24 protein-coding genes and 2 other annotated features (1 of these 26 running past the window's edge) are annotated in these 21,169 nt (G+C 39.3%); all 24 genes read left to right on the top strand.

The annotated features are described in order from the left end of the window. Window positions 1–81: a binding site (T-box leader), on the top strand (it extends 133 nt beyond the left edge of the window). A 76-nt stretch (window positions 82–157) separates the two neighbouring features. Beyond that, window positions 158–637, top strand: a complete 480-nt coding sequence (locus FFM61_RS01705) for an S-ribosylhomocysteine lyase (RefSeq protein ID WP_042491831.1) — start codon at window positions 158–160, stop codon at window positions 635–637. Window positions 638–836: 199 nt separating this feature from the next. Then, window positions 837–1,688, top strand: coding sequence for a 3-deoxy-8-phosphooctulonate synthase (gene kdsA / locus FFM61_RS01710; RefSeq protein ID WP_074426808.1), 852 nt, complete (start codon window positions 837–839; stop codon window positions 1,686–1,688). Beyond that, a complete protein-coding gene (locus FFM61_RS01715) occupies window positions 1,672–2,625 on the top strand; it encodes a KpsF/GutQ family sugar-phosphate isomerase (protein ID WP_074426809.1) in 954 nt (317 codons plus the stop codon). Before kdsA ends, FFM61_RS01715 begins: the two co-directional genes overlap by 17 nt. A 276-nt stretch (window positions 2,626–2,901) precedes the next feature. Beyond that, on the top strand, window positions 2,902–3,825 hold the full coding sequence (locus FFM61_RS01720; protein WP_074426810.1) for an aspartate carbamoyltransferase catalytic subunit: 924 nt from the start codon (window positions 2,902–2,904) through the stop codon (window positions 3,823–3,825). Then, entirely contained in the window at window positions 3,806–5,083 is a 1,278-nt protein-coding gene (pyrC, locus tag FFM61_RS01725; RefSeq protein WP_074426811.1) for a dihydroorotase, read from the top strand. The genes FFM61_RS01720 and pyrC overlap by 20 nt, the downstream gene beginning before the upstream one ends. A 9-nt stretch (window positions 5,084–5,092) precedes the next feature. Continuing rightward, window positions 5,093–6,178: a carbamoyl phosphate synthase small subunit gene (locus FFM61_RS01730; protein ID WP_074426812.1), complete on the top strand. Its 1,086-nt coding sequence runs from the start codon at window positions 5,093–5,095 to the stop codon at window positions 6,176–6,178. Further along, window positions 6,171–9,347, top strand: coding sequence for a carbamoyl-phosphate synthase large subunit (gene carB / locus FFM61_RS01735; protein ID WP_074426813.1), 3,177 nt, complete (start codon window positions 6,171–6,173; stop codon window positions 9,345–9,347). Before FFM61_RS01730 ends, carB begins: the two co-directional genes overlap by 8 nt. 20 nt (window positions 9,348–9,367) lie before the next feature. After that, window positions 9,368–10,330 carry a dihydroorotate dehydrogenase gene (locus tag FFM61_RS01740; protein WP_137604592.1) on the top strand — a complete coding sequence of 321 codons (963 nt, stop codon included), beginning with the start codon at window positions 9,368–9,370 and terminating at the stop codon, window positions 10,328–10,330. A gap of 19 nt (window positions 10,331–10,349) precedes the next feature. Then, complete coding sequence (gene pyrF, locus FFM61_RS01745; protein WP_074426815.1) at window positions 10,350–11,057, top strand: orotidine-5'-phosphate decarboxylase; 708 nt, start codon at window positions 10,350–10,352, stop codon at window positions 11,055–11,057. Between the two features lie 2 nt (window positions 11,058–11,059). Then, window positions 11,060–11,680 carry an orotate phosphoribosyltransferase gene (gene pyrE, locus FFM61_RS01750; protein WP_074426816.1) on the top strand — a complete coding sequence of 207 codons (621 nt, stop codon included), beginning with the start codon at window positions 11,060–11,062 and terminating at the stop codon, window positions 11,678–11,680. A 59-nt stretch (window positions 11,681–11,739) separates the two neighbouring features. Continuing rightward, a complete protein-coding gene (locus FFM61_RS01755; RefSeq protein ID WP_074426817.1) occupies window positions 11,740–12,165 on the top strand; it encodes a Mini-ribonuclease 3 in 426 nt (141 codons plus the stop codon). Continuing rightward, complete coding sequence (gene rlmB / locus FFM61_RS01760) at window positions 12,149–12,982, top strand: 23S rRNA (guanosine(2251)-2'-O)-methyltransferase RlmB (protein WP_074426818.1); 834 nt, start codon at window positions 12,149–12,151, stop codon at window positions 12,980–12,982. Before FFM61_RS01755 ends, rlmB begins: the two co-directional genes overlap by 17 nt. A gap of 119 nt (window positions 12,983–13,101) precedes the next feature. After that, window positions 13,102–13,653: an RNA polymerase sigma factor gene (locus FFM61_RS01765; RefSeq protein WP_074426819.1), complete on the top strand. Its 552-nt coding sequence runs from the start codon at window positions 13,102–13,104 to the stop codon at window positions 13,651–13,653. 67 nt (window positions 13,654–13,720) lie between these two features. Further along, window positions 13,721–13,870 carry a 50S ribosomal protein L33 gene (rpmG, locus tag FFM61_RS01770; RefSeq protein WP_074426820.1) on the top strand — a complete coding sequence of 50 codons (150 nt, stop codon included), beginning with the start codon at window positions 13,721–13,723 and terminating at the stop codon, window positions 13,868–13,870. 18 nt (window positions 13,871–13,888) lie between these two features. Further along, window positions 13,889–14,062, top strand: coding sequence for a preprotein translocase subunit SecE (gene secE, locus FFM61_RS01775; RefSeq protein WP_240005952.1), 174 nt, complete (start codon window positions 13,889–13,891; stop codon window positions 14,060–14,062). A gap of 103 nt (window positions 14,063–14,165) precedes the next feature. Continuing rightward, window positions 14,166–14,723 carry a transcription termination/antitermination protein NusG gene (gene nusG / locus FFM61_RS01780; protein ID WP_074426822.1) on the top strand — a complete coding sequence of 186 codons (558 nt, stop codon included), beginning with the start codon at window positions 14,166–14,168 and terminating at the stop codon, window positions 14,721–14,723. Window positions 14,724–14,857: 134 nt separating this feature from the next. After that, window positions 14,858–15,283 carry a 50S ribosomal protein L11 gene (gene rplK, locus FFM61_RS01785; RefSeq protein ID WP_042491805.1) on the top strand — a complete coding sequence of 142 codons (426 nt, stop codon included), beginning with the start codon at window positions 14,858–14,860 and terminating at the stop codon, window positions 15,281–15,283. Between the two features lie 94 nt (window positions 15,284–15,377). Then, the gene (gene rplA / locus FFM61_RS01790) at window positions 15,378–16,067 is read left to right on the top strand and encodes a 50S ribosomal protein L1 (protein ID WP_074426823.1); all 690 of its coding nucleotides are present in this window, start codon (window positions 15,378–15,380) and stop codon (window positions 16,065–16,067) included. Window positions 16,068–16,131: 64 nt separating this feature from the next. After that, window positions 16,132–16,258: a sequence feature (ribosomal protein L10 leader region), on the top strand. Between the two features lie 28 nt (window positions 16,259–16,286). Next, window positions 16,287–16,790 (top strand): 50S ribosomal protein L10, encoded by a 504-nt coding sequence (gene rplJ / locus FFM61_RS01795; RefSeq protein ID WP_074426824.1) that lies wholly within the window; start codon window positions 16,287–16,289, stop codon window positions 16,788–16,790. An 87-nt stretch (window positions 16,791–16,877) separates the two neighbouring features. Further along, the gene (gene rplL / locus FFM61_RS01800; RefSeq protein ID WP_074426825.1) at window positions 16,878–17,243 is read left to right on the top strand and encodes a 50S ribosomal protein L7/L12; all 366 of its coding nucleotides are present in this window, start codon (window positions 16,878–16,880) and stop codon (window positions 17,241–17,243) included. 160 nt (window positions 17,244–17,403) lie between these two features. After that, the gene (locus FFM61_RS01805) at window positions 17,404–18,297 is read left to right on the top strand and encodes a serine hydrolase (RefSeq protein ID WP_083194395.1); all 894 of its coding nucleotides are present in this window, start codon (window positions 17,404–17,406) and stop codon (window positions 18,295–18,297) included. 219 nt (window positions 18,298–18,516) lie between these two features. Further along, window positions 18,517–19,251: a metal ABC transporter ATP-binding protein gene (locus FFM61_RS01810; protein WP_074426826.1), complete on the top strand. Its 735-nt coding sequence runs from the start codon at window positions 18,517–18,519 to the stop codon at window positions 19,249–19,251. Window position 19,252: 1 nt separating this feature from the next. Next, on the top strand, window positions 19,253–20,113 hold the full coding sequence (locus FFM61_RS01815; protein ID WP_074426827.1) for a metal ABC transporter permease: 861 nt from the start codon (window positions 19,253–19,255) through the stop codon (window positions 20,111–20,113). After that, window positions 20,097–21,041, top strand: a complete 945-nt coding sequence (locus tag FFM61_RS01820; RefSeq protein ID WP_074426828.1) for a metal ABC transporter solute-binding protein, Zn/Mn family — start codon at window positions 20,097–20,099, stop codon at window positions 21,039–21,041. The genes FFM61_RS01815 and FFM61_RS01820 overlap by 17 nt, the downstream gene beginning before the upstream one ends. Window positions 21,042–21,169: the final 128 nt, after the last annotated feature.

Raw genomic sequence — 21,169 nt, forward strand, 5'->3', positions numbered from 1 at the left:
GGAACGCCCGTTATAGCGATGAGAGGATAAGGCAGATTGACTTATTAAACTCGGGTGGTACCACGTGCTAACGTCCCGTAATCTTAATTGATTGCGGGATTTTTTTGTTTTAAAGCTGGCGATAATTTAGGGGAAGTTATTTTAGGAGGAATTTAACATGGCAGAAGTTGAAAGTTTTTCATTGGATCATACCAAGGTACAAGCACCATACGTTCGTAAAATCGAGACGCAACAAGGACCTGCAGGAGGCCAAATTGTAAACTATGATTTGCGGTTGACACAACCAAATGAAACCGCCATCGAAACGGCCGGTGTACACACTTTGGAACACTTGTTTGCAAGTTTGGTGCGTGATGAATTAGATGGTATTATTGATATTTCACCATTCGGTTGCCGTACTGGTTTTCATGTTATCAGTTGGCAAGACTATTCATCAACTGAGGTAGCTGTAGCCTTTACACATGCGCTACGCAAGATTCGCGATGATATTCAATGGGATGATGTGCCTGCAACAACAATTCGCGAGTGTGGTAATTTTAAAGACCACAGTTTGCACTCAGCTAAAGAATGGGCGCGCATTATTTTAGATCAAGGCTTTTCAGATGATCCATATGTTCGTCATGTTGTGGAAGCTTAATTTCGGCATTATGATAAGAAAATAAAGTTGGTTAAAATACTTGCGTTACAAGTCATTAACCAACTTTTTTTGCCCATTAAGCAAAACAGAGGAAGACTTTAAACGTGTCAAAATTGAAAAGTTAGCATATAATACTTAAAAATTAATAATTTCTAATAATTTTTATCAATTGAACTAGTCAAGAGCGGGGGAAATAGATATGCCAAAAATTAGTGAAGTATTTCAAGAGTATGGCTTTAAGGACGATCGTTTAACTTTACTAGCAGGCCCATGTGCCATTGAATCTTATGAAACTTGTGTTGAAGTTGTTGAAGAATTGAAGAAAATTACTGATGAGTTAGGCATTAATTATGTGTTTAAGGCATCTTTTGATAAGGCTAACCGTAGTTCAATGTCATCAGATCGTGGTGCCGGAATGGAAGCTGGTTTAGCGGTCTTACGTACGATTAAAGAAGAATACAATGTCCCAATCGTGACTGACGTGCATGAGTCATATCAATGTGCGCCAGTTGCAGAAGTGGCAGATGTGCTTCAGATTCCAGCTTATCTAAGTCGTCAAACTGATTTGTTGTTAGCAGCAGCTAAGACTGGCCGGGTTGTTAATATTAAGAAAGCCCAGTTTATGGCACCTGAAGATATTCAGAGTGCAGTGGCTAAAGTGGAGACAGAAGATAAGCATGTTCTAGTAACTGAACGTGGTACCATGTTTGGTTACCATCAATTAGTAGTCGATATGACAAGCTTGATTCAGATGCGCGAAACAGGTTACCCAGTTATTTTTGATGCGACCCACTCTGTCCAGATTCCAAGTGGTTATGGTAATCATTCTGGTGGTAACCGTGATTACATCTTCCCATTAATGCGTGCCGCCTTAGCAATCGGAATTGATGGTATCTTTGCGGAGGTCCATCCAAATCCACCTAAGGCTATTTCTGATCAAGATAGTCAACTCTATCTACCAAAGGCACGGCCAATCCTAGAAGAAGCCAATAAGCTATTCCACGAACATCTTAACAGTAAGGTGGTGTATGCAGATGAAGACTTATTATAATGACGCGAAAGAGACCTTTGACATTGAGATTAAAACTTTGGAAAAGGTCCGTGATGCATTAGACGAAAGTTTTGACCAATTTGTTGACGATGTTTTACAGATGACTGGTCGTTTAATTTTTATTGCGATTGGTAAATCAGGTATTATTGCTGAAAAAATTTCGGCTTCATTTTCTTCGATTGGGGTGCCAAGCTTTTTCATTGATGCCGGGAATGCCTTTCATGGTGACTTAGGTCGTGTGTCTGCAGATGACGTGGTTGTGTTTGTTTCTAATAGTGGTGAAACGGAAGAAGTACTGCAAACTTATTTTGCATTGCAAGAGATTTTTGGTAAAGATTTAAAAACGATTGCTCTAACCGGGGCATCAGATTCAACATTGGCTAAAAATACGCAGGAAGCATTGATTGTTGATGTTGCTGCTGAAGCAGATGTGACCAAATTAGCGCCAACCAACTCAACAACTGCGACATTGGTGGTTGGGGATGCGTTATTAATTGCTGTTCAAAAAGAAAAACAATTCACGAAAAAAGATTTTGCATTATATCATCCAGGTGGATCAATTGGAAAGTTGTTGTTGCAAACAGTTAAAAATGTTATGCACACCAAAGTCCCATATGTTGATCTTGAAACACCGCTTAATGATGTTATCTACCGTATTAGTGATTTTGGAATCGGGATGACGTTAGTAAAAGATCAGGATAAAGTTGTTGGCATTGTGACAGATGGAGATATTCGTAAGAAAATGCTACATGTCACTAAGGTTAAGGAATCTACAGCTGCTGATTATATGACAGAAGGGTTTATTAGTATTGACGTTAATAAACGAAATCGAGCAGCATGGCGTAAGATGGCTGCACATAATATCTCTAATTTGGTTGTGACCGAAAAAGGTGAAGTTGTGGGAGTTATTACCATCAATGACGTTGTTGATGAATAAAACGCTTAATTAAAAAAATAAAATTCGTTAAACTGACTTAGTAAAACGTTTAAATTAATTTTACTGGTTAGTTAACTGTTTACCTAAGTGAATAAACATGATATAGTAATGTCAATCAAGAATAACCTTTAAGCGTAGTCCAGTGAGGCTAACAAAGGATACCCAAGTTGATGGCAGTCACCCCAAATAGGTGAATCATACTATCGAATAACTTAGTAAGCCTTATGAATCACTGGATTCATAAGGCTTTTTTTGCGTAAACGATGAGGAGATAGCATGCGAAACTTTGTGAATTTAAACGATTTAACAATACAAGAAATTATGCAATTAATTAAAACAAGTTTGGCGTATAAAAATGAGCAATTAGATTTGCCAACCGAGTCAAAAAATGTTGCCAATTTATTTTTTGAAAATTCAACACGGACTGCCAGCAGTTTTCAAATGGCTGAATCAAAGTTAGGGTGGCAACCAATTCAGGTTAATCCCCAGACGAGTTCAACGCAAAAGGGCGAGTCACTAAGTGATACGCTAAAAACCCTTGGTGCGATCGGTGTAGATGTGGTGGTACTCCGACACAGCATTAACGACTGGTATGAGCCATTAATTGCTGAAAATTCAGCATTGATGCCACAGCTTGTTAATGCAGGTGATGGCAATGGCCAGCATCCATCACAAAGCTTACTTGACTTAATGACAATTTATGAACAGTTCGGTTACTTTTCAGATTTAAATATTCGCATTGTAGGCGATCTAGCGCATTCCAGAGTGGCCCGTTCAAATGCTGAAATTTTAAAACGTTTAGGCGCAAAGGTGAGCTTTTCAGGACCAAAGCAATGGTATCCCGCTGATTTTGACCAATATGGGACTTATCAGGAAATGGATCAAGGTCTAGAAAATTTGGATGTCTTGATGTTATTACGCGTGCAACATGAGCGGCTAGCACAACAAGATAATGATGATTTTTTAGAGACAACGTATCATCAACAATTCGGTTTAACCGACAACCGTTATGAGCAATTAAAAGATAAAGCAATTATTATGCATCCAGCCCCAGTTAATCGGGGAATTGAAATTGCTAATGAGTTGGTAGAAGCAGACAAATCACGTATTTTTACGCAAATGGCTAATGGTGTTTATGCCCGTATTGCCATCTTAACTAGTCTGATGGAGGAGAAAGTAAATGACATCAATATTAATTAAAAATGCGCAAAGTGTTGGAGCAGATGATACATTAATTTGCCAAGATATTTTAATCATTGACGACATGATTACAGCGGTGGCAACTAATATCAAAGAAACGGTCGACCGTGTGATTGATGCAAATGGTGCGCTAGTCACACCAGGGCTGGTTGATGTTCATGTGCATTTTCGTGAGCCAGGATTTGCCTACAAAGAAACTGTTGCCACTGGGTCAAAAGCAGCGGCACGTGGAGGATTTACGACAGTATTAGCGATGCCTAATCTAGATCCGGTGCCAGATAATTTAGAAAACTTTCAAATGATTAAAGCCAATAATGATGCTAATAGTTTGGTTCATTTAAAGCAGTATGCAGCTATTTCAACGGCTCTAACAACGGAAGAAGTCAGTGATATTGACGCACTAGCGAAGGCAGGGGCTGTTGCCTTTACAAATGATGGTAAAGGTGTGCAAACGGCTGCTACAATGCTAATGGCAATGAAAGCTGCTGCCAAAGTAAAACGACCATTAGTAGCGCATGTAGAAGATAATTCGCTAATTAATGGTGGCGTGATGAATTTAGGTGAAAAATCAAAAGAATTACAGTTACCAGGTATGGATCCTTTAGGTGAATCATCCCAACTGGCGCGTGATTTAGTGTTAGCTAAGGCTAGCGGGGTGCACTATCATGTTGCACACCTTTCAACAAAGTCATCGGTAGAACTGGTCAGACTTGCTAAATTACAAGGAGTCAATGTAACGGCAGAAGTGTCACCACATCATTTGTTATTGGATGAAACTTATATTACTGCTGATAATGCTTACTTTAAAATGAACCCGCCGCTTCGAACGCCAGCGGATCGTACAGCGGTCATTGCAGGATTGTTGGACGGCACCATTGATATGGTAGCAACTGATCATGCGCCTCATAGTACAGCAGAAAAAGAAGGGTCATTTATTGGGGCTGCTTTTGGAATTACGGGTATTGAAACAAGTTTCCAATTACTTTATACCCACTTAGTTAAACCAGGGATTGCAACGTTGACCCAATTATTAGACTGGATGGTTGTCAAACCCCAACAAGCCTTTGGATTACATGGGGCACAAGCAGTAGTAGCTGGCCAACCAGCAGATTTGGCATTATTTGATATTAGACATGCACACAAAATTACAGCAGATGAATTTGCCTCAAAAGGGGTTAACACACCATTTATTGGTGCAACAATTTACGGGCAGACAATATTAACCATGGTTGATGGTCAAATTGTTTACGAGGCATAGGGGGAAAACATGCAACGTTATTTAGTTTTAGAAAATGGTTCAATTTATACAGGTGAAGCTTTTGGTGCCACCAAGGATGTTGCAGGAGAGCTCGTTTTTAATACGGGGATGACAGGTTATCAAGAATCATTAACAGATATTTCTTATTCGGGACAAATTTTAACCTTCACGTATCCATTAATCGGTAATTATGGCATCAATCGTGATGATTATGAATCACTAAAACCGACAGCAAATGCGATTGTGGCACATGAAATTGCACGCCGTCCTTCTAACTGGCGTCAACAAATGTCACTTACTGAATGGGCTGAAAAGATGGATTTACCAGGTATTACAGGTGTTGATACACGTGCGTTAACAAAAGAAATTAGAGAACATGGTGTGATGCGAACCGTTATTGTTAATGAAGTTACCGACGATACATTAGCGCAACTACAGGCAGAAAAACCAGTAACAGATGAAGTTAACAAAATGACAACGAAAACGACATATGTTAATCCGACTGATGGACCATCGATTGCGTTAATTGACTTTGGCTTGAAAAATTCTATTTTACGCTCATTAGCTAAGCGTGGTGTGAATGTGATGGTTTTTCCAGCTAATGTTGATGCAAAGACTATATTAGATATGGATCCGGATGGTGTCTTGTTATCAAATGGGCCGGGTAATCCAGAAGATGTGTTGCATATCCTACCTGTTATTCGAGAACTACAAGAAAAGATGCCGTTGATGGGGATTTGCTTAGGACATCAATTGTTTGCTTTGGCTAATGGGGCAACAACGTTTAAGTTGAAATTTGGTCATCGTGGCTTTAATCATGCAGTTCGTAATATGGTTAAAAATCAAATTGACTTTACATCACAAAACCATGGTTATGCCGTTGATGCTAAATCTATTGCAGAAACAAATTTGGAAATCACCCATGAAGAAATTAATGATCATACAGTTGAAGGCCTTAAGCTAAAAAATCATGCTGCATTTTCAGTTCAATTTCATCCCGATGCAGCACCTGGTCCCCATGATGCAGAATACTTATTTGATGATTTCCTAGCAATGATTGCACAAAGCAAGAAAGGACAATTACAACATGCCTAGACGTACAGATATCCACAAAATTTTGGTCATTGGTTCAGGACCTATTATTATCGGTCAAGCTGCTGAATTTGATTATTCAGGAACGCAAGCAGCGATGTCTTTAAAAGAGGAAGGCTATGAAGTTGTCTTAGTTAACTCAAATCCAGCAACAATTATGACGGATAGTGAGACTGCTGATGAAGTTTATATCGAACCATTATCATTTGAATTTTTGGCACGTATTTTGCGTAAAGAACGTCCAGACGCTATTTTGCCAACTTTAGGTGGTCAAACAGGTTTGAATATGGCTAAAGAGCTATCAGAAGCAGGTATTTTGGATGAATTAGGTATTATTTTATTGGGGACAAAGTTATCAGCCATTGAAGAGGCCGAGGATCGTGAAGCTTTCAAGAACTTAATGAATCGCTTGCATGAACCGGTACCAGAATCATTGATTGCGGTAACGGTGGCAGAAGCTGTTGACTTTGCAAATCAAAGTGGTTATCCCGTAATTGTACGACCAGCCTACACATTAGGTGGTACCGGCGGGGGGATTGCAAATGATGAGGCGGAACTAAAGGACATTGCTGCCAATGGCTTGGAGTTATCGCCGGTTACACAAGTCCTTATTGAGCAATCCATTGCGGGTTATAAAGAAATTGAATTTGAAGTGATGCGCGATGCTGCTGACAATGCCTTAATCGTTGCTTCAATGGAAAATTTCGATCCAGTTGGTATTCATACAGGTGATTCTATCGTTGTTGCGCCCGTACAAACTTTAGCTGATCGTGAATTGCAAATGATGCGTGATGCCGCTTTGAAAATTATTCGCGCTTTGAAAATTGAAGGGGGCGTTAATATTCAAATGGCGCTGGACCCAAATTCATTTGAGTACGACATTATTGAAGTGAATCCTCGTGTCTCACGTTCATCAGCATTGGCATCTAAAGCAACTGGGTATCCAATTGCTAAAATGGCTGCCAAAATTGCAGTGGGATTGACATTGGATGAAATTATCAATCCTGTAACAGGAACGACTAAAGCTGCATTTGAACCCGCCTTGGATTATGTCGTAGTTAAAATTCCGCGTTGGCCATTCGATAAATTTGCGACAGCCGATCGCCATTTGGGGACGCAAATGAAGGCCACTGGAGAAGTCATGGCTATTGGCCGTAATATTGAAGAAGCGTTGAATAAAGCCGTTCGATCATTAGAAATTGGGGCGACTGGGTTACGTGATATCAACTTTAGTGATATTGACACCCAACAATTATTAACTGACCTAATGCCAGCACGTGATGACCGTTTGTTTATGATTAGTGAATTAATACGTCGCGGTATTTCAATTGATGCCATTCATGAACGAACAAAAATTGATTATTTCTTCTTAGATAAAATCTTGCACGTTATTGAAATTGAACAAGCATTAGCACAGCATATTGGTGATAATAAAGTATTATTATTAGCTAAAAAGAACGGGTTTGCTGATCAAACAATTGCCGATATCTGGGGATGGACAAGCAAAGAAGTATCAGACCATCGTACGAAAGCAGCCATTAAGCCGGTTTATAAAATGGTTGATACGGTTGCTGCCGAATTTGAATCACAAACACCCTATTATTATGCTACTTATGAAATGCAAAATGAATCGGTTGTTAGTCAAAAGCCAAGCATCCTTGTTTTGGGATCAGGACCTATTCGTATTGGTCAGGGTGTCGAGTTTGATTATGCAACTGTACATGCTGTTAAGGCAATTCAAGCTGCTGGTTATGAAGCAATCATTATGAATTCGAATCCAGAAACAGTTTCAACTGATTTTTCTGTTTCAGATAAGCTTTATTTTGAGCCACTTACATTAGAAGATGTCTTAAATGTAACGAATCTAGAAAAGCCGCTTGGTGTTGTTGTCCAATTCGGTGGTCAAACAGCGATTAATTTAGCACAACCGCTAGTTAATGCAGGTGTAAATATTTTAGGAACGAGTGTTGCCAACTTAAATCGTGCCGAAGATCGAGAAGAATTTGATCAAGTGATTAAGCAATTAGGCTTGGCACAACCAGTTGGGAAAACAGCCACGACCATCACCGGGGCCTTAGATGCTGCAAATGAAATTGGTTACCCCGTATTAGTCCGGCCATCATATGTTTTGGGTGGACGAGCAATGGAGATTGTTAATAATCAAGCTGAACTAAAAGACTATATGGGACGTGCGGTGAAAGTGTCGCATGATCATCCCGTTTTGATTGATTCATATTTAGTTGGCTCAGAAGCGGAAGTCGACGTGTTATCTGATGGTAAAACGGTTGTGATTCCAGGAATTATGGAACACATTGAACGCGCAGGTGTGCATTCAGGGGACTCAATGTCTGTATATCCCACACAAACATTATCAGATAAAGTACGCTCTGAAATAGTTACTGCATCAATAGCACTAGCAAAGAGTTTGAAAACAGTTGGTTTAATGAATGTACAATTTGTTATTCATGATAATACAGCATATGTCATTGAAGTAAATCCACGTGCATCGCGAACAGTACCTTTTATTTCAAAGGTGACGCAACTAAAATTAGCACAATTAGCAACTCGTGTTATGTTAGGTGAAAACTTAGCAGATATGGGCTTTGAAACCGGATTAGTACCAGAATCAGAGATGGTTCATGTAAAGTCACCAATCTTTTCATTTACCAAATTGCCAGCAGTAGACTCGTTGCTTGGACCCGAAATGAAGTCGACTGGTGAAGTGATGGGTTCAGACAAAACGTTTGAAAAAGCCTTATATAAAGCATTCGTGGCATCAAATATTAAAATTCCACACGCTGGTAATGTTTTGTTTACGATTGCTGATGAAGATAAGGCAGAAGCGTTAGGCTTGGCGCAACGTTTTAATGAACTAGGCTTTCAATTATTTGCTACGGCAGGAACGGGTGAATATTTACAAAACAACGGTCTACGGGTGCAAATTCTAGATAAAATTAGTGAAACAACGCACAATGCAGTTACCGCTTTGAGCAAAGGCTCATTACAATTGGTCATTAATTCGACCCATCAAGATATCGAAACAGTTAATGATAGTCGTCGCATTCGTAATGCAGCTATTGAAAATGCGGTGCCGTTGTTTACAGCATTCGACACAGTCAAAGCGCTACTAAGTGTCCTTGAATCACAATCATTTACAGTTAACCCTGCATAAAGTAAAAGGAGAAGCTTCCCATGAATAACAATCGTTATGCTGTGTCATTACCTGGTTTAGAATTGAAAAATCCATTTATGCCTTCATCAGGTTCATTCTACTATGGCCTGGATCACATTGATGACTTTGATTTAAATGAATTAGGTGCTTTAGTATTAAAAACAACGACAATGCATCCACGCAAAGGTAACCCACAACCTTGGATTATTCAAACGAAAGCGGGTGTGTTAAATTCAGTTGGATTGGCAAACCCAGGTATTGCTGCTGTTAAAGCAGACTACTTACCAAAGTTAGCTGAAAAATTACCAAATCTACCGCAAATGTTATCAATTTCTGGGGAAACAATTGCTGAGTTTACTGAATTAGCGACCATCATTGATCAAATACCAAGTATTAGTGCCATCGAGTTAAATCTTTCATGCCCAAATGTTGATGAGGGTGGGCGAGCATTTGGTGTTTCAACTACCGGGATTACAGCTGCTGTTAGTGCTGTACGTGCAGTTACAACCAAAGCCGTGTATGCAAAATTATCACCAAATGTTACTGATATTAAACCATTAGCGATTGCAGCGCAAAAAGCAGGTGCAGATGGGTTAACGATGGTGAATACCTTGGTTGGGATGAGTTTAGACTTAATGGCGCGCTCAGTTCGTTTGTACCGTGGTAAAGGTGGTTTATCAGGAGAAGCGATTCATCCGTTAGCTGTGGAATTTATTTGGGAAGCAGCCTCGGTTGTGGACATTCCAATCATTGGAGTTGGTGGGGTGACGATTGACGACGCCCTTGAATTAATGTTAGCAGGCGCATCAGCAGTTCAAGTTGGAATTATGAATAAAGAAGATTCGCTCTTTTTGCCAAAGTTGATTAAACAGTTACCAGCAGCCCTTGATAAGTATCATTTTGAAACAGCAGCTGACGTTACATATGCACTACATCCATTGCCTACTGATGAAGATGCATGGGCTAAGTCTAAAGAAAAGTAATCAGCACAAAGGAGTCGTTATGATTGAAAATAAGCCGGTGTTTATCGCCTTAGATTTTGCCGATGCTAAAACAACCTGGGTATTTTTAGCACAGTTTCCAGCTCAGCAATCATTAGCAGTCAAAGTTGGTATGGAACTATTTTATCGTGAAGGACCGCAGTTTGTGACTGAGTTAAAGCAACGCGGATATACAGTCTTTTTAGATTTAAAGTTATACGATATCCCACATACTGTGGGGCAAGCTACTAAAAATTTAGCGCGCTTAGGTATTGATTACTTAACTTTGCACGCAGCTGGTGGTGAGAAAATGTTAGCGGCGGCTAAGTCAGCAATTGGCGCAGCTAACCAAACAACGAAATTACTAGCAATTACCCAATTGACATCGTTTACGCCAGATGAGTTACAGGCAACCCAACAGTTGGCTGTATCATTGGATGAATCGGTGGTTCATTTAGCGCAAGTGGCAAAGCAAGTAGGCATGGCAGGTGTTATTTCATCTGCTTTCGAAACACCAATGATTCATCAAGCGACTAGTGACGCATTTTTATCAATTACACCCGGAATTCGTTTACAAGGGGATGCCAAGGGCGATCAAAGTCGAATTATGACACCGCAACAGGCACGTAAAAACGGTGCCAATGGCATTGTGGTGGGACGTTCAATTACCCAAGCGCCTAATCCAGTTGCTGCTTATGAACAAATAATAGAAGCATTTAGTGAGGAGTAAATATGACAAACTATCAAAACCAGGTTGCCCAGGCATTATTAGACATTGAAGCAGTGAAATTACAGCCACAGGATCCTTTTACATGGGCATCAGGCATTAAAAGTCCCATTTATACAGATAATCGTAAAATTATTTCATTTCCGAAAGAACGTGGAATCGTGATTGCAGGATTAATTGATTTGATTAAAGCACAATATCCAGACGTTCAGGCCATTGGGGGAGTTGCGACAGCCGGTATTCCCCATGCGGCTTGGGTAGCGCAAGCTATGAATTTGCCGTTGATTTATGTGCGAGCAAAGCCAAAAGATCACGGTACCGGCAAGCAAATTGAGGGTGCTTTGCCGGCACAACAAAAAGTGGTGCTCATTGATGATTTGATTTCAACTGGTGGTTCAGTACTTGGGGCAGTTAAAGCAACTCGTGCAGAAGCAGGGGATGTTATTGGTGTCGTGTCAATTTTTTCTTACGAATTGCCAGCAGCAGTAGAAAATTTTGCAGCAGCTCAAACTAGTTTTGCATCATTAACTAATTTTTCTAGCTTAATTCAAGTTGCGCAACAGGCAGGGAAAATTACGCCTGCTGAGCTGCAGATGATTCAAGAATGGCATCAAACACTTGCCTAAAAAATGTTTACTAATACTTACTATCCAAATTTTTGCGATAAAATGGTATGATAATAAGCATGAATGAGAAGATAAATTATGAACAATTAAATGGCTTGGATTTGGCTTATTATGGGGATGCGGTGTATGAAGTATATATTCGCCAACATCTACTAGCAAAGGGTATTACCAAACCAGCAAAGTTACAACGTGAATCGACAAAGTATGTTTCAGCCAAGGCGCATGCTGCATTATATGCATTAATTGAAGCAGATGGCATTTATACTGAAACAGAGCAAAAGTATTTTAAGCGTGGGCGGAATGCGAATTCACATACGAAGGCCAAAAACACCGACGTCGTGACGTATCGTATTTCAACCGGCTTTGAGGCAGTGATGGGTTATTTAGGTGCAAGTGGTCAAACAAAACGCTTGGAAGAAATAATTTCATGGATTTATATACAAGTGGAAAGTGGGCGAACAGTAAATCATGGGACAACAAAATAACAAACGACAAGCTGATCATAAACCAGCAAAGCAACGTCGTCAGCATCCTGCTAAACAAGCTAGTCAACCAGTTGATGATCAAGTTGAATTTGTATTTGGGCATCATGCTGCAGTTGAAGCGCTAAAAGGAACAACCGAAATAAATAAAGTTTGGTTACAAAATGGCTTAGCAGATAAAGCACGTAATGAAATCAGTGGTTTGGCTAAGAAACGTGGCTTGATCATTCAAGAGGCTCCCAAAGCGAAACTTGATGAATTAACGAATGGTCAAAACCATCAAGGTGTTGTGTTATCAATTGCAGCATATGCATATGCCTCTATTGATGATTTGTTTGCTAAAGCTGCTCAAAAAGATGAAGCACCATTCTTTTTAGTACTTGATTCAATTGAAGATCCACATAACTTAGGGTCAATCATGCGAACAGCAGATGCAGCGGGCGTCCATGGTATTATTATTCCAAAACGGCGCGCAGTACAATTAACGTCAGTTGTTGCTAAGACATCAACCGGGGCCATTGAACACGTTCCAGTTGCACGAGTAACGAATTTAGTGCAAACCGTTGAACAATTAAAAGAACGTGGTGTTTGGGTCTTTGGTACTGATATGAATGGTAAAGACTACCGCCGCTGGGATGCTAAAGGAGCAACGGCATTAATCATTGGTAATGAGGGTAAGGGGATTTCACCACTACTTAAAAAATCAGTTGATGAAACGTTGACGATTCCGATGATTGGACATGTGCAAAGTTTAAATGCTTCAGTAGCAGCTAGTTTGTTAATTTATCAAGGATATAATAGTCGTAATCCATTATCATAAAATAGTGCATGCAATGGCATAATGCCCGATAAATCATCTGAAATTTCTGACATAATTTTGGCAACGACGCTGAATCACCATATGATTTTCTTACATTAGTAAGAAATGGGGATGAAGCGGTGGATGTAAAACAAGCAGAATTAATTATTAGGGCACAGGCCGGGGATGAACAAGCTTTTGAGCAAATTTTCATGCAGTTTGAAGGTCTTGTTTGGAAAATGTATTCGCAGCAACGGGTACGACCGCAGCCAAATGACTGGCAACAAGAGTGTCGGGTTGTGTTGCATAAAACGCTACGTTTATTGCGCAACCAAGCATGGGCTGCATTAACAATCTATTATCAACGATCGTTGCAGACACACGTTGTCCAATTATGGCGTAATGAGTATCGGGTACTTGATATGCAGGTTCCTATTTTAAAAGAAACGGTTGCACCATATGAGGTTAAACAAGCGGTTGCACCATATGAACCAACGGTTAATGAATGGCTAACAATTATTATTGAATGGTATTTAACATTGCCGGGTAAAGAACGTGAATTAGCATACTTACTTATCCAAGGTTATGGTATGGCAGAGGCCGCTAAAGCAATCAATCGTTCACGGTCATGGTGTTATGGTGTTCGGCGCAAGTGGCAACTATTTTATAATGATGAGATAAGAAAACACTAGCTGTTTAAGGGTAAAAGTGCTACACTTTTAGTCATAAAATTAAATATAGAAAGAGCGGTAACGCCATATGGCAGTGAAGAAAGTCGCTTTAGCATGTAGTGTTTGTGGTTCGCGTAATTATATGGTAACTAAAAAGCCAACCCGTGCAGACCGCTTACAAGTTAAAAAGTATTGCAAGTATTGCGATGCACACACTTTACATCGTGAGACAATGTAAGTATTTAGCAGGAGTAATATGATGAAATTTATTTCAGGTGTTATTGATGAAATGCATCAAGTAACTTGGCCAACATTTAGCGAAAATATTCATAATACAACGATTGTTGTTATAACTGGCTTAGCATTTGCATTAATTTTTGGTGCAGCTGATTGGGTATTTGAGCAAGGGATTACTTGGTTGTCTAAGTAAACAAAATGCGCTATACTATCAGTATGAATTAGCAGATAAAACCCTCAATTATGAGGGTTTTTAATTTACAAAAAAATAGGTCAATCAGTCTGAGGAGGCAATCATGGCAACTGAGTCATTTGATAATCAATGGTACGTTTTGCATACATATGCAGGATATGAAAATCGTGTAAAGTCAAATTTGGAATCACGTATTGAAACAATGGGGATGACGGATTATATTTTCCGTGTCTTGGTACCAGAACAAGAAGTCGAAGTTGAAAAAGACGGTGAAACGAAGATTATTAAAGAAAATGATTTTCCTGGCTATGCTTTGGTAGAGATGATTATGACTGACGAAGCTTGGTATGTTGTTCGTAATACACCAGGTGTTACAGGATTCTTGGGATCTCACGGTGGAGGTTCTAAGCCAGTACCCTTGCTTCCTGAAGAAGTGGATGATATGTTAGCTCGTATGAATATTGTTGAACGCAAAGTTGAACATTTGGATATTGCAGTTGGCAATCTAGTTGATGTTATTGCCGGTAGTTTCGCTGGCCAAGAAGGTGCAGCCGTTACTGCTGTGGACGAGGAACATCAAGAAGTTACAGTATTGATTAATATCTTTGGTCGTGACACACCAACACAAATTTCATTTAACGATATTAAGCCAGTTAAATAAAATCAAACACTTGCCTTGCCAAGTCGTAAGAGTTTTGTTATTATAATCTAGTATGTGTTGTTACTAGATGCATATGTGGGAGGCGTAAATCGAAACGCGCCATTTACACCACAAACACGAAGGAGGAAACAATCGTGGCTAAGAAAGTTTCAAGTATTGTTAAGTTGCAGATTCCAGCCGGTAAGGCTACACCTGCACCTCCAGTTGGACCTGCTTTGGGTCAAGCTGGTGTTAACATCATGGGATTCACAAAGGAGTTTAATGCTCGCACTGCCGATCAAGGTGGTTTGTTAATCCCTGTAGTTATTACTGTCTATGAAGATCGTTCATTCGAGTTCGTTACCAAGACTCCTCCAGCAGCTGTTCTTTTGAAGAAGGCCGCTGGTGTTGAAAAGGGTTCTGGTGAGCCTAACACGAAGAAGGTCGCAACAGTTACTGCAGCACAAGTACGTGAAATTGCAGAAACTAAGATGCAAGATCTAAACGCAGCTGATGTAGATGCAGCTGTTCGCATGATTGAAGGTACTGCTCGTTCAATGGGCTTCACTGTTGAAGGCTAATAACAAGTAACGTACGGATCGCGTAGGAAACTAAGCAAGATCAAGCGGGAGGTCGATGACCGTTTGACCGCATTTGCAAGGAGGAATAGCTACCATGGCTAAGTATGGTAAGAATTATATAGCAGCCGCTGAAAAAGTTGACAGTGCTAAGTTATACACTGTTGAAGAAGCTGCTGCATTGGTAAAGGACATTGACTTTGCCAAGTTTGATGCAACTGTTGAAATTGCATTTAACCTAAACGTTGATACGCGTCAAGCTGATCAACAATTGCGTGGTGCCGTTGTTTTGCCTAACGGTACTGGTAAAGACCAAACTGTTGTTGTCTTTGCTCAAGGTGATAAGGCTAAAGAAGCTGAAGCAGCTGGTGCTGACGTTGTTGGTGCCGCTGACTTGGTACAACGTATCCAAGGTGGATGGCTAGACTTTGATGTTGCTGTTGCAACACCAGATATGATGGCTCAAGTTGGACGTGTTGGACGTGTCTTGGGACCTAAGGGCTTGATGCCTAACCCTAAGACGGGTACTGTAACATTTGATGTTACAAAGGCCGTTTCAGAAGCTAAGTCAGGTAAGGTTACTTACCGTACTGATCGTGACGGAAACGTTGCTGTACCAGTTGGTAAGGTATCATTTGATGCTGATAAGCTTGCAGGAAACATCCAATCATTGGCTAATGTTATCTTGCGTTCACGTCCAGCCGCTGTTAAGGGAACATACGTACAACACGTATCAATCGCTTCAACATTTGGTCCTGCTGTGAACATTGACATCGCTTCACTATAATTAGATTTTACTAAAATAGTAAGTGAATGTTGACACTTCCTCGACTACCTGTTAAAGTAGTTGAAGTAATAAATCGATTCTACCTAAGACGCAGGTGTCGTAAGACTTAATATCCCGCCGAGGAAGTGAAAAACGCGAAAGCGACTTTTGACCCCCGGTGCAGCATGTACTGGGGGTTTTTGGTAAGAATCAAAATCTAAACAGGAGGAACAATATACCATGAGTGAAGAAACCATTGCTGTTAAAGCACAACAAGTTGCCGAAGTTGCTGACAAGTTTAAGAACGCAACGTCTGCTGTTGTTGCAGACGTGCGTGGATTGACTGTTGAGCAATCAAACAACTTGCGTGCTGAATTACGTGGAGAAGGTGTTGAACTACGTGTTATCAAGAACAAAGTCTTGGTTCGCGCTGCTGAAGCTGCTGACTTTTCTGAAATGAACGACTTGTTTGCTGGTCCTTCAGCTGTTGCATTTTCAAATGATGATGCAATCGCACCAGCCCGCGTATTAAAGAAGTATGCTGATGAAATCGAAGCCTTGGAAATCAAGGGTGGATTCATCGATGGTAATGTCGTAACTATTGAAGATATCAATAAGTACGCTTCATTGCCAGACCGCGACGGTTTGCTATCAATGTTGTTGTCAACATTGCAAGCACCTGTTCGCAACTTTGCCTATGCAGTTAAAGCTGTATCAGATTCAAAGGAAGAGGCAGAAGCCTAAGCATCCGCTTAGTTTCGCATCTTAAACGGGCATTGCCCACAAATTAAACTTGCAATTAACGCAAATATTAAGAGGAGATTATTTATCATGGCATTTGATAAGGATTCAATCATTGCTTCATTGAAGGAAGCTACGATTATGGACTTGGCTGACTTGGTTTCAGCTATTGAAGAAGAGTTTGGTGTTTCAGCCGCTGCCCCTGTTGCAGCAGCTGGTGCAGCTGGTGGTGACGCCGCTGCTAAGACTGAATTTGACGTTGAATTGACTTCAGCTGGTTCAGCTAAGGTTAAGGTTATCAAGGCAGTTCGCGAAGCAACTGGTTTGGGATTGAAGGACGCTAAGGGTCTTGTTGACGATGCACCTTCAGTTATCAAGGAAGGTCTTTCAGAAGACGAAGCTAACGACTTGAAGGCAAAGCTTGAAGAAGCTGGTGCCGTTGTTACTGTAAAGTAATTCGGTCTTTAGATAAAAAGTCAGAAATGACTAAAAAGCTACTTGTGTTACACAAGTAGCTTTTTTTGTACTCATTATTTTATAAATGTTAAGTCACATGTTAATTATTTCAAATAAATTCGTTGGCTTATTTGTGGATTAATATCGTATACTATTAGTTATGAAAAATAAAAATCAAAGAGGGTTACGTCAAAATAACCAAAATGCAAAAATTGTTAAATCTAAAAGATTAGCAATGTTGATTGTTGGTATTGTGACAATTGCTTTAGGTGCGTTATTGTGGACGCAGCGTGAGAAAATTGTGGATACAGTTGCGCCTAAATTAGGCATTATCAATCATGAAAAAAATTTAAAACAATCATGGCAGAAAACATTAAAAGGACAAAGAGTCAACGTTGACGTTGCAATTTATGATAATAAGAAACAAAAGTTAATCACAACACGGCATAGTCAAACAAATAAGTTTATAACGGCAAGTGCTGTGAAAGTGTCTGTGTTAGGTGAATTGTTATTGGAACATGAACATTCACAGACTGATTTAAATGATAATGAAAAAGAATTAGCTAATAGCATGATTACAGCTAGTGACAATGATGCAACAACTAATTTGTTGTATCAAATGGGAGGCTATCAAGCACCAGATAATCTTTTTGAAAAGTTAGATATGAATGATTCACAGATGAACTCTGCGGCGTGGGGGTACTCAACAACAACAGCACCAGATCAAATTAAATTATTACGTCATATTTTTTATAAAAGTGATGTGTTGTCTAGGGATTCACAACGCTATGTACAAAGTTTGATGAGCCAAATTGATGATGATCAAGCGTGGGGTGTTAGTGCCGGAGTACCTGAAAATGCTGAAGTTTCACTAAAAAACGGTTGGTTACCAGATGATGACGATGGCTGGATGGTGAATAGTTTAGGACACATTAAGACAAAAAAGGTTGATTATGTTATTGCTGTGTTAACCAATGGTGATGTATCTGAACAGAGTGGTATTGATTTAATTGAAAAATTATCACGGCAAACTTATCAAGAACTAATTAAATAATTTTAAAATCGACAACTAATATGAAAATATATTGGTTGTTTTTTTATACGCAAATTAATAGTTCGTAAAATTTTTCTTTACAAAATCGATACATGGTTACAAATGTTTTTCATTTAATAAAACATATTGATTAGTTTGATGAAATTTATTATGATTAAAGAGTTGTGTTATGAAAAAATATTTTTAACGACAACAAAAAATAGAATAGGAGACATATTTATGCTGCAAATCAACGACCTAACAGTCGCTTACAGCAATGTGCCTGTATTTAAGGATTTATCGGTTAAGTTTTCACCTGGTAAAATTACTGGGATTATTGGACCAAATGGGGCAGGAAAGTCAACCCTTATCAAAGGAGCACTAGGGCTTGTTCGTCATTCGGGTCAGACAACATTAGATGGGGTTGCAGTTAATCGCGTACGGCAAAAGATTGCATACGTTGAACAGCGTGCTGCACTTGACTTAACCTTTCCAATCAGCGTTTTTGAGGTGGTTCTAACCGGCACGTATGGTAAGTTAGGATTATTCAAAAGCCCTGGTCGTGAGGAAAAAGAAGCCGCACGAAATGCATTAAAACAGGTTAATTTATCTGAGTTTGAACATCGCCAAATTGGTGAATTATCAGGTGGCCAATTACAGCGAGTATTTGTGGCACGCGCAATTGTCCAACAGGCAGACGTTGTTATCTTAGATGAACCATTCGTCGGAATTGATATGAAATCCGAAGAGGAAATCATGAACGTATTACGTGGGTGGCGTGACGACGGTAAATCTATTATTGTCGTTCACCATGATTTGAATAAGGTCGCAGCGTACTTTGATGATTTATTAATCATGAATCACGGTATTATTGCGCATGGTCCCGTTGCAACGGTTTATACACAGGAGAATATGCAACAAGCCTTTTCTGCTGATTTGAGTGCCGTGTTGTTCAATAAGATAGCAGGTGGTTAAAATGGCTAGTATTGTAGAATTTATGCATGCATTAGGACATTATAATTTTTTACAGAGCGCATTGATTGCTGCCATTATGGTTGGAATTATGTCCGGTATTATTGGTAGTTTTATTATCTTACGTGGTATGTCATTAATGGGAGATGCTATCTCACATTCTGTTTTACCAGGAGTAGCAGTCGCATACATGTTAGGTGTTAATCTATTAATTGGTGCTACTGTCTTTGGTGTAATTGCTGCCTTGTTGATTGGATTTGTTGCTGCAAATAGTAAGTTAAAGAACGATACTGCTATTGGCATTGTTTTTTCGGCATTTTTTGCTTTAGGTTTTATTTTGATTTCGATGGCTGAATCATCAACGAACTTACATCACATTTTATTCGGAAACGTCTTAGCCGTATCAGATAAAGATTTAGTGTCGACAGTCATTGTATTAGCAATCGTGATTCTTTTTGTTGTTACTCTATTTAAAGAATTACAAATCACATCGTTTGATGAAGTTTTTGCTAAATCATATGGTTTGAATACAAGTATCATTCACTATGGTTTGATGATTATTTTGACATTGGTTACGGTGTCAGCATTACAAACCGTTGGTATTATCTTAATTGTGGCGATGTTAATCACGCCGGCTGCGACAGCCTTTTTATGGACAAATCGCCTGGTTTATATGTTAGCCTTGTCATCGACGATCGGTGCTATTGCTTCCATTATTGGTTTGTATTTGTCGTATACAATGAACTGGGCATCTGGACCAGCAATTGTATTAGTTGCAGCAATAATATTTCTATTGTCATTTATTATTGCACCAAAGCAAGGATTTATTACTAAACTAGGAGTGAAAAATGTTAAAGAAGATTAGTATCGCCTTACTAATTATTTTAGTAGCTGGTGGAAGCGTTGTAGCCTTTGTGAAAAATCGTCATGAACAGACTAATACTAAAAGTGATGAATTGCGAGTTGTGACGACCAATTCAATTTTAGAAGATATGGTTGAACAAGTTGGTGGTAAGGATGTTGATGTATACAGTATCGTGAAGCGTGGAACTGATCCGCATGAGTATGATCCAACGACTAATGATATTGCTGCTGCGACTGAAGCAGATGTATTATTCCATAACGGGTTGAATTTGGAAACTGGTGGTAGCGGTTGGTTTAATAAATTAACGAAGACGGCTAATAAACGTGATAATAAAGAAGTTTTTGCAGCATCTAAAAATGTTAAGCCAATGTATCTAACTGAATCAGGTAAGGAAGATGAAACTGATCCACATGCTTGGCTAGACTTGAGCAACGGGGTTAAATATGTAAAGTTGATTAGTCGCGTACTACAAGACAAAGATCCTAAACACGCCAAGGCGTATCAAGAACGTACAGATGCTTATGTGAAGAAATTACAAGCTCTGCACAATGAAGCACAAAATAAATTTGCGGATATTCCGGTTGCACAACGTTTACTTGTAACATCAGAAGGTGCTTTTAAATATTTCTCAAAAGCATACGGCATTACACCAGCTTTTATCTGGGAAATTAATACTGAAGCACAAGGTACACCAGAGCAAATGAAGCAAGTGTTTGCGAAAATTAATGATTCGGATGTAAAATCATTGTTTGTGGAAAGTTCAGTTTCACCAAAATCAATGAAACAAGTATCAAAAGAAACGAACCTACCAATTTATTCAAAGATTTATACTGATTCTTTGGCTAAAAAGGGTACACAAGGTGACACTTATTACGATATGGTAAAGTGGAATATCGATAAAATTCACGATGGTATGTTAGCAAAATAAGCATTGTATAAGTACATTAATTAGGAATTAACCTAGTTAATGTGCTTTTTTGTATGCACAGTTTCAAAAATATTTAAAAAAATATGACTAATTTGTGATTGTTTTCTTTAAAGTTGCTATAATGGACT

It is taken from the genome of Weissella hellenica, assembly GCF_005405545.1.
Lineage (GTDB): Bacteria > Bacillota > Bacilli > Lactobacillales > Lactobacillaceae > Weissella > Weissella hellenica.

Excerpts from the sequence above, each read along its gene's own strand:
- FFM61_RS01705 (WP_042491831.1), top strand. The coding sequence starts at position 158 with ATGGCAGAAGTTGAAAGTTTTTCATTGGATCATACCAAGGTACAAGCA.
- kdsA (WP_074426808.1), top strand. The coding sequence starts at position 837 with ATGCCAAAAATTAGTGAAGTATTTCAAGAGTATGGCTTTAAGGACGAT.
- FFM61_RS01715 (WP_074426809.1), top strand. The coding sequence starts at position 1,672 with ATGAAGACTTATTATAATGACGCGAAAGAGACCTTTGACATTGAGATT.
- FFM61_RS01720 (WP_074426810.1), top strand. The coding sequence starts at position 2,902 with ATGCGAAACTTTGTGAATTTAAACGATTTAACAATACAAGAAATTATG.
- pyrC (WP_074426811.1), top strand. The coding sequence starts at position 3,806 with ATGACATCAATATTAATTAAAAATGCGCAAAGTGTTGGAGCAGATGAT.
- FFM61_RS01730 (WP_074426812.1), top strand. The coding sequence starts at position 5,093 with ATGCAACGTTATTTAGTTTTAGAAAATGGTTCAATTTATACAGGTGAA.
- carB (WP_074426813.1), top strand. The coding sequence starts at position 6,171 with ATGCCTAGACGTACAGATATCCACAAAATTTTGGTCATTGGTTCAGGA.
- FFM61_RS01740 (WP_137604592.1), top strand. The coding sequence starts at position 9,368 with ATGAATAACAATCGTTATGCTGTGTCATTACCTGGTTTAGAATTGAAA.
- pyrF (WP_074426815.1), top strand. The coding sequence starts at position 10,350 with ATGATTGAAAATAAGCCGGTGTTTATCGCCTTAGATTTTGCCGATGCT.
- pyrE (WP_074426816.1), top strand. The coding sequence starts at position 11,060 with ATGACAAACTATCAAAACCAGGTTGCCCAGGCATTATTAGACATTGAA.
- FFM61_RS01755 (WP_074426817.1), top strand. The coding sequence starts at position 11,740 with ATGAATGAGAAGATAAATTATGAACAATTAAATGGCTTGGATTTGGCT.
- rlmB (WP_074426818.1), top strand. The coding sequence starts at position 12,149 with ATGGGACAACAAAATAACAAACGACAAGCTGATCATAAACCAGCAAAG.
- rpmG (WP_074426820.1), top strand. The coding sequence starts at position 13,721 with ATGGCAGTGAAGAAAGTCGCTTTAGCATGTAGTGTTTGTGGTTCGCGT.
- secE (WP_240005952.1), top strand. The coding sequence starts at position 13,889 with ATGATGAAATTTATTTCAGGTGTTATTGATGAAATGCATCAAGTAACT.
- nusG (WP_074426822.1), top strand. The coding sequence starts at position 14,166 with ATGGCAACTGAGTCATTTGATAATCAATGGTACGTTTTGCATACATAT.
- rplA (WP_074426823.1), top strand. The coding sequence starts at position 15,378 with ATGGCTAAGTATGGTAAGAATTATATAGCAGCCGCTGAAAAAGTTGAC.
- rplJ (WP_074426824.1), top strand. The coding sequence starts at position 16,287 with ATGAGTGAAGAAACCATTGCTGTTAAAGCACAACAAGTTGCCGAAGTT.
- rplL (WP_074426825.1), top strand. The coding sequence starts at position 16,878 with ATGGCATTTGATAAGGATTCAATCATTGCTTCATTGAAGGAAGCTACG.
- FFM61_RS01805 (WP_083194395.1), top strand. The coding sequence starts at position 17,404 with ATGAAAAATAAAAATCAAAGAGGGTTACGTCAAAATAACCAAAATGCA.
- FFM61_RS01810 (WP_074426826.1), top strand. The coding sequence starts at position 18,517 with ATGCTGCAAATCAACGACCTAACAGTCGCTTACAGCAATGTGCCTGTA.
- FFM61_RS01815 (WP_074426827.1), top strand. The coding sequence starts at position 19,253 with ATGGCTAGTATTGTAGAATTTATGCATGCATTAGGACATTATAATTTT.
- FFM61_RS01820 (WP_074426828.1), top strand. The coding sequence starts at position 20,097 with ATGTTAAAGAAGATTAGTATCGCCTTACTAATTATTTTAGTAGCTGGT.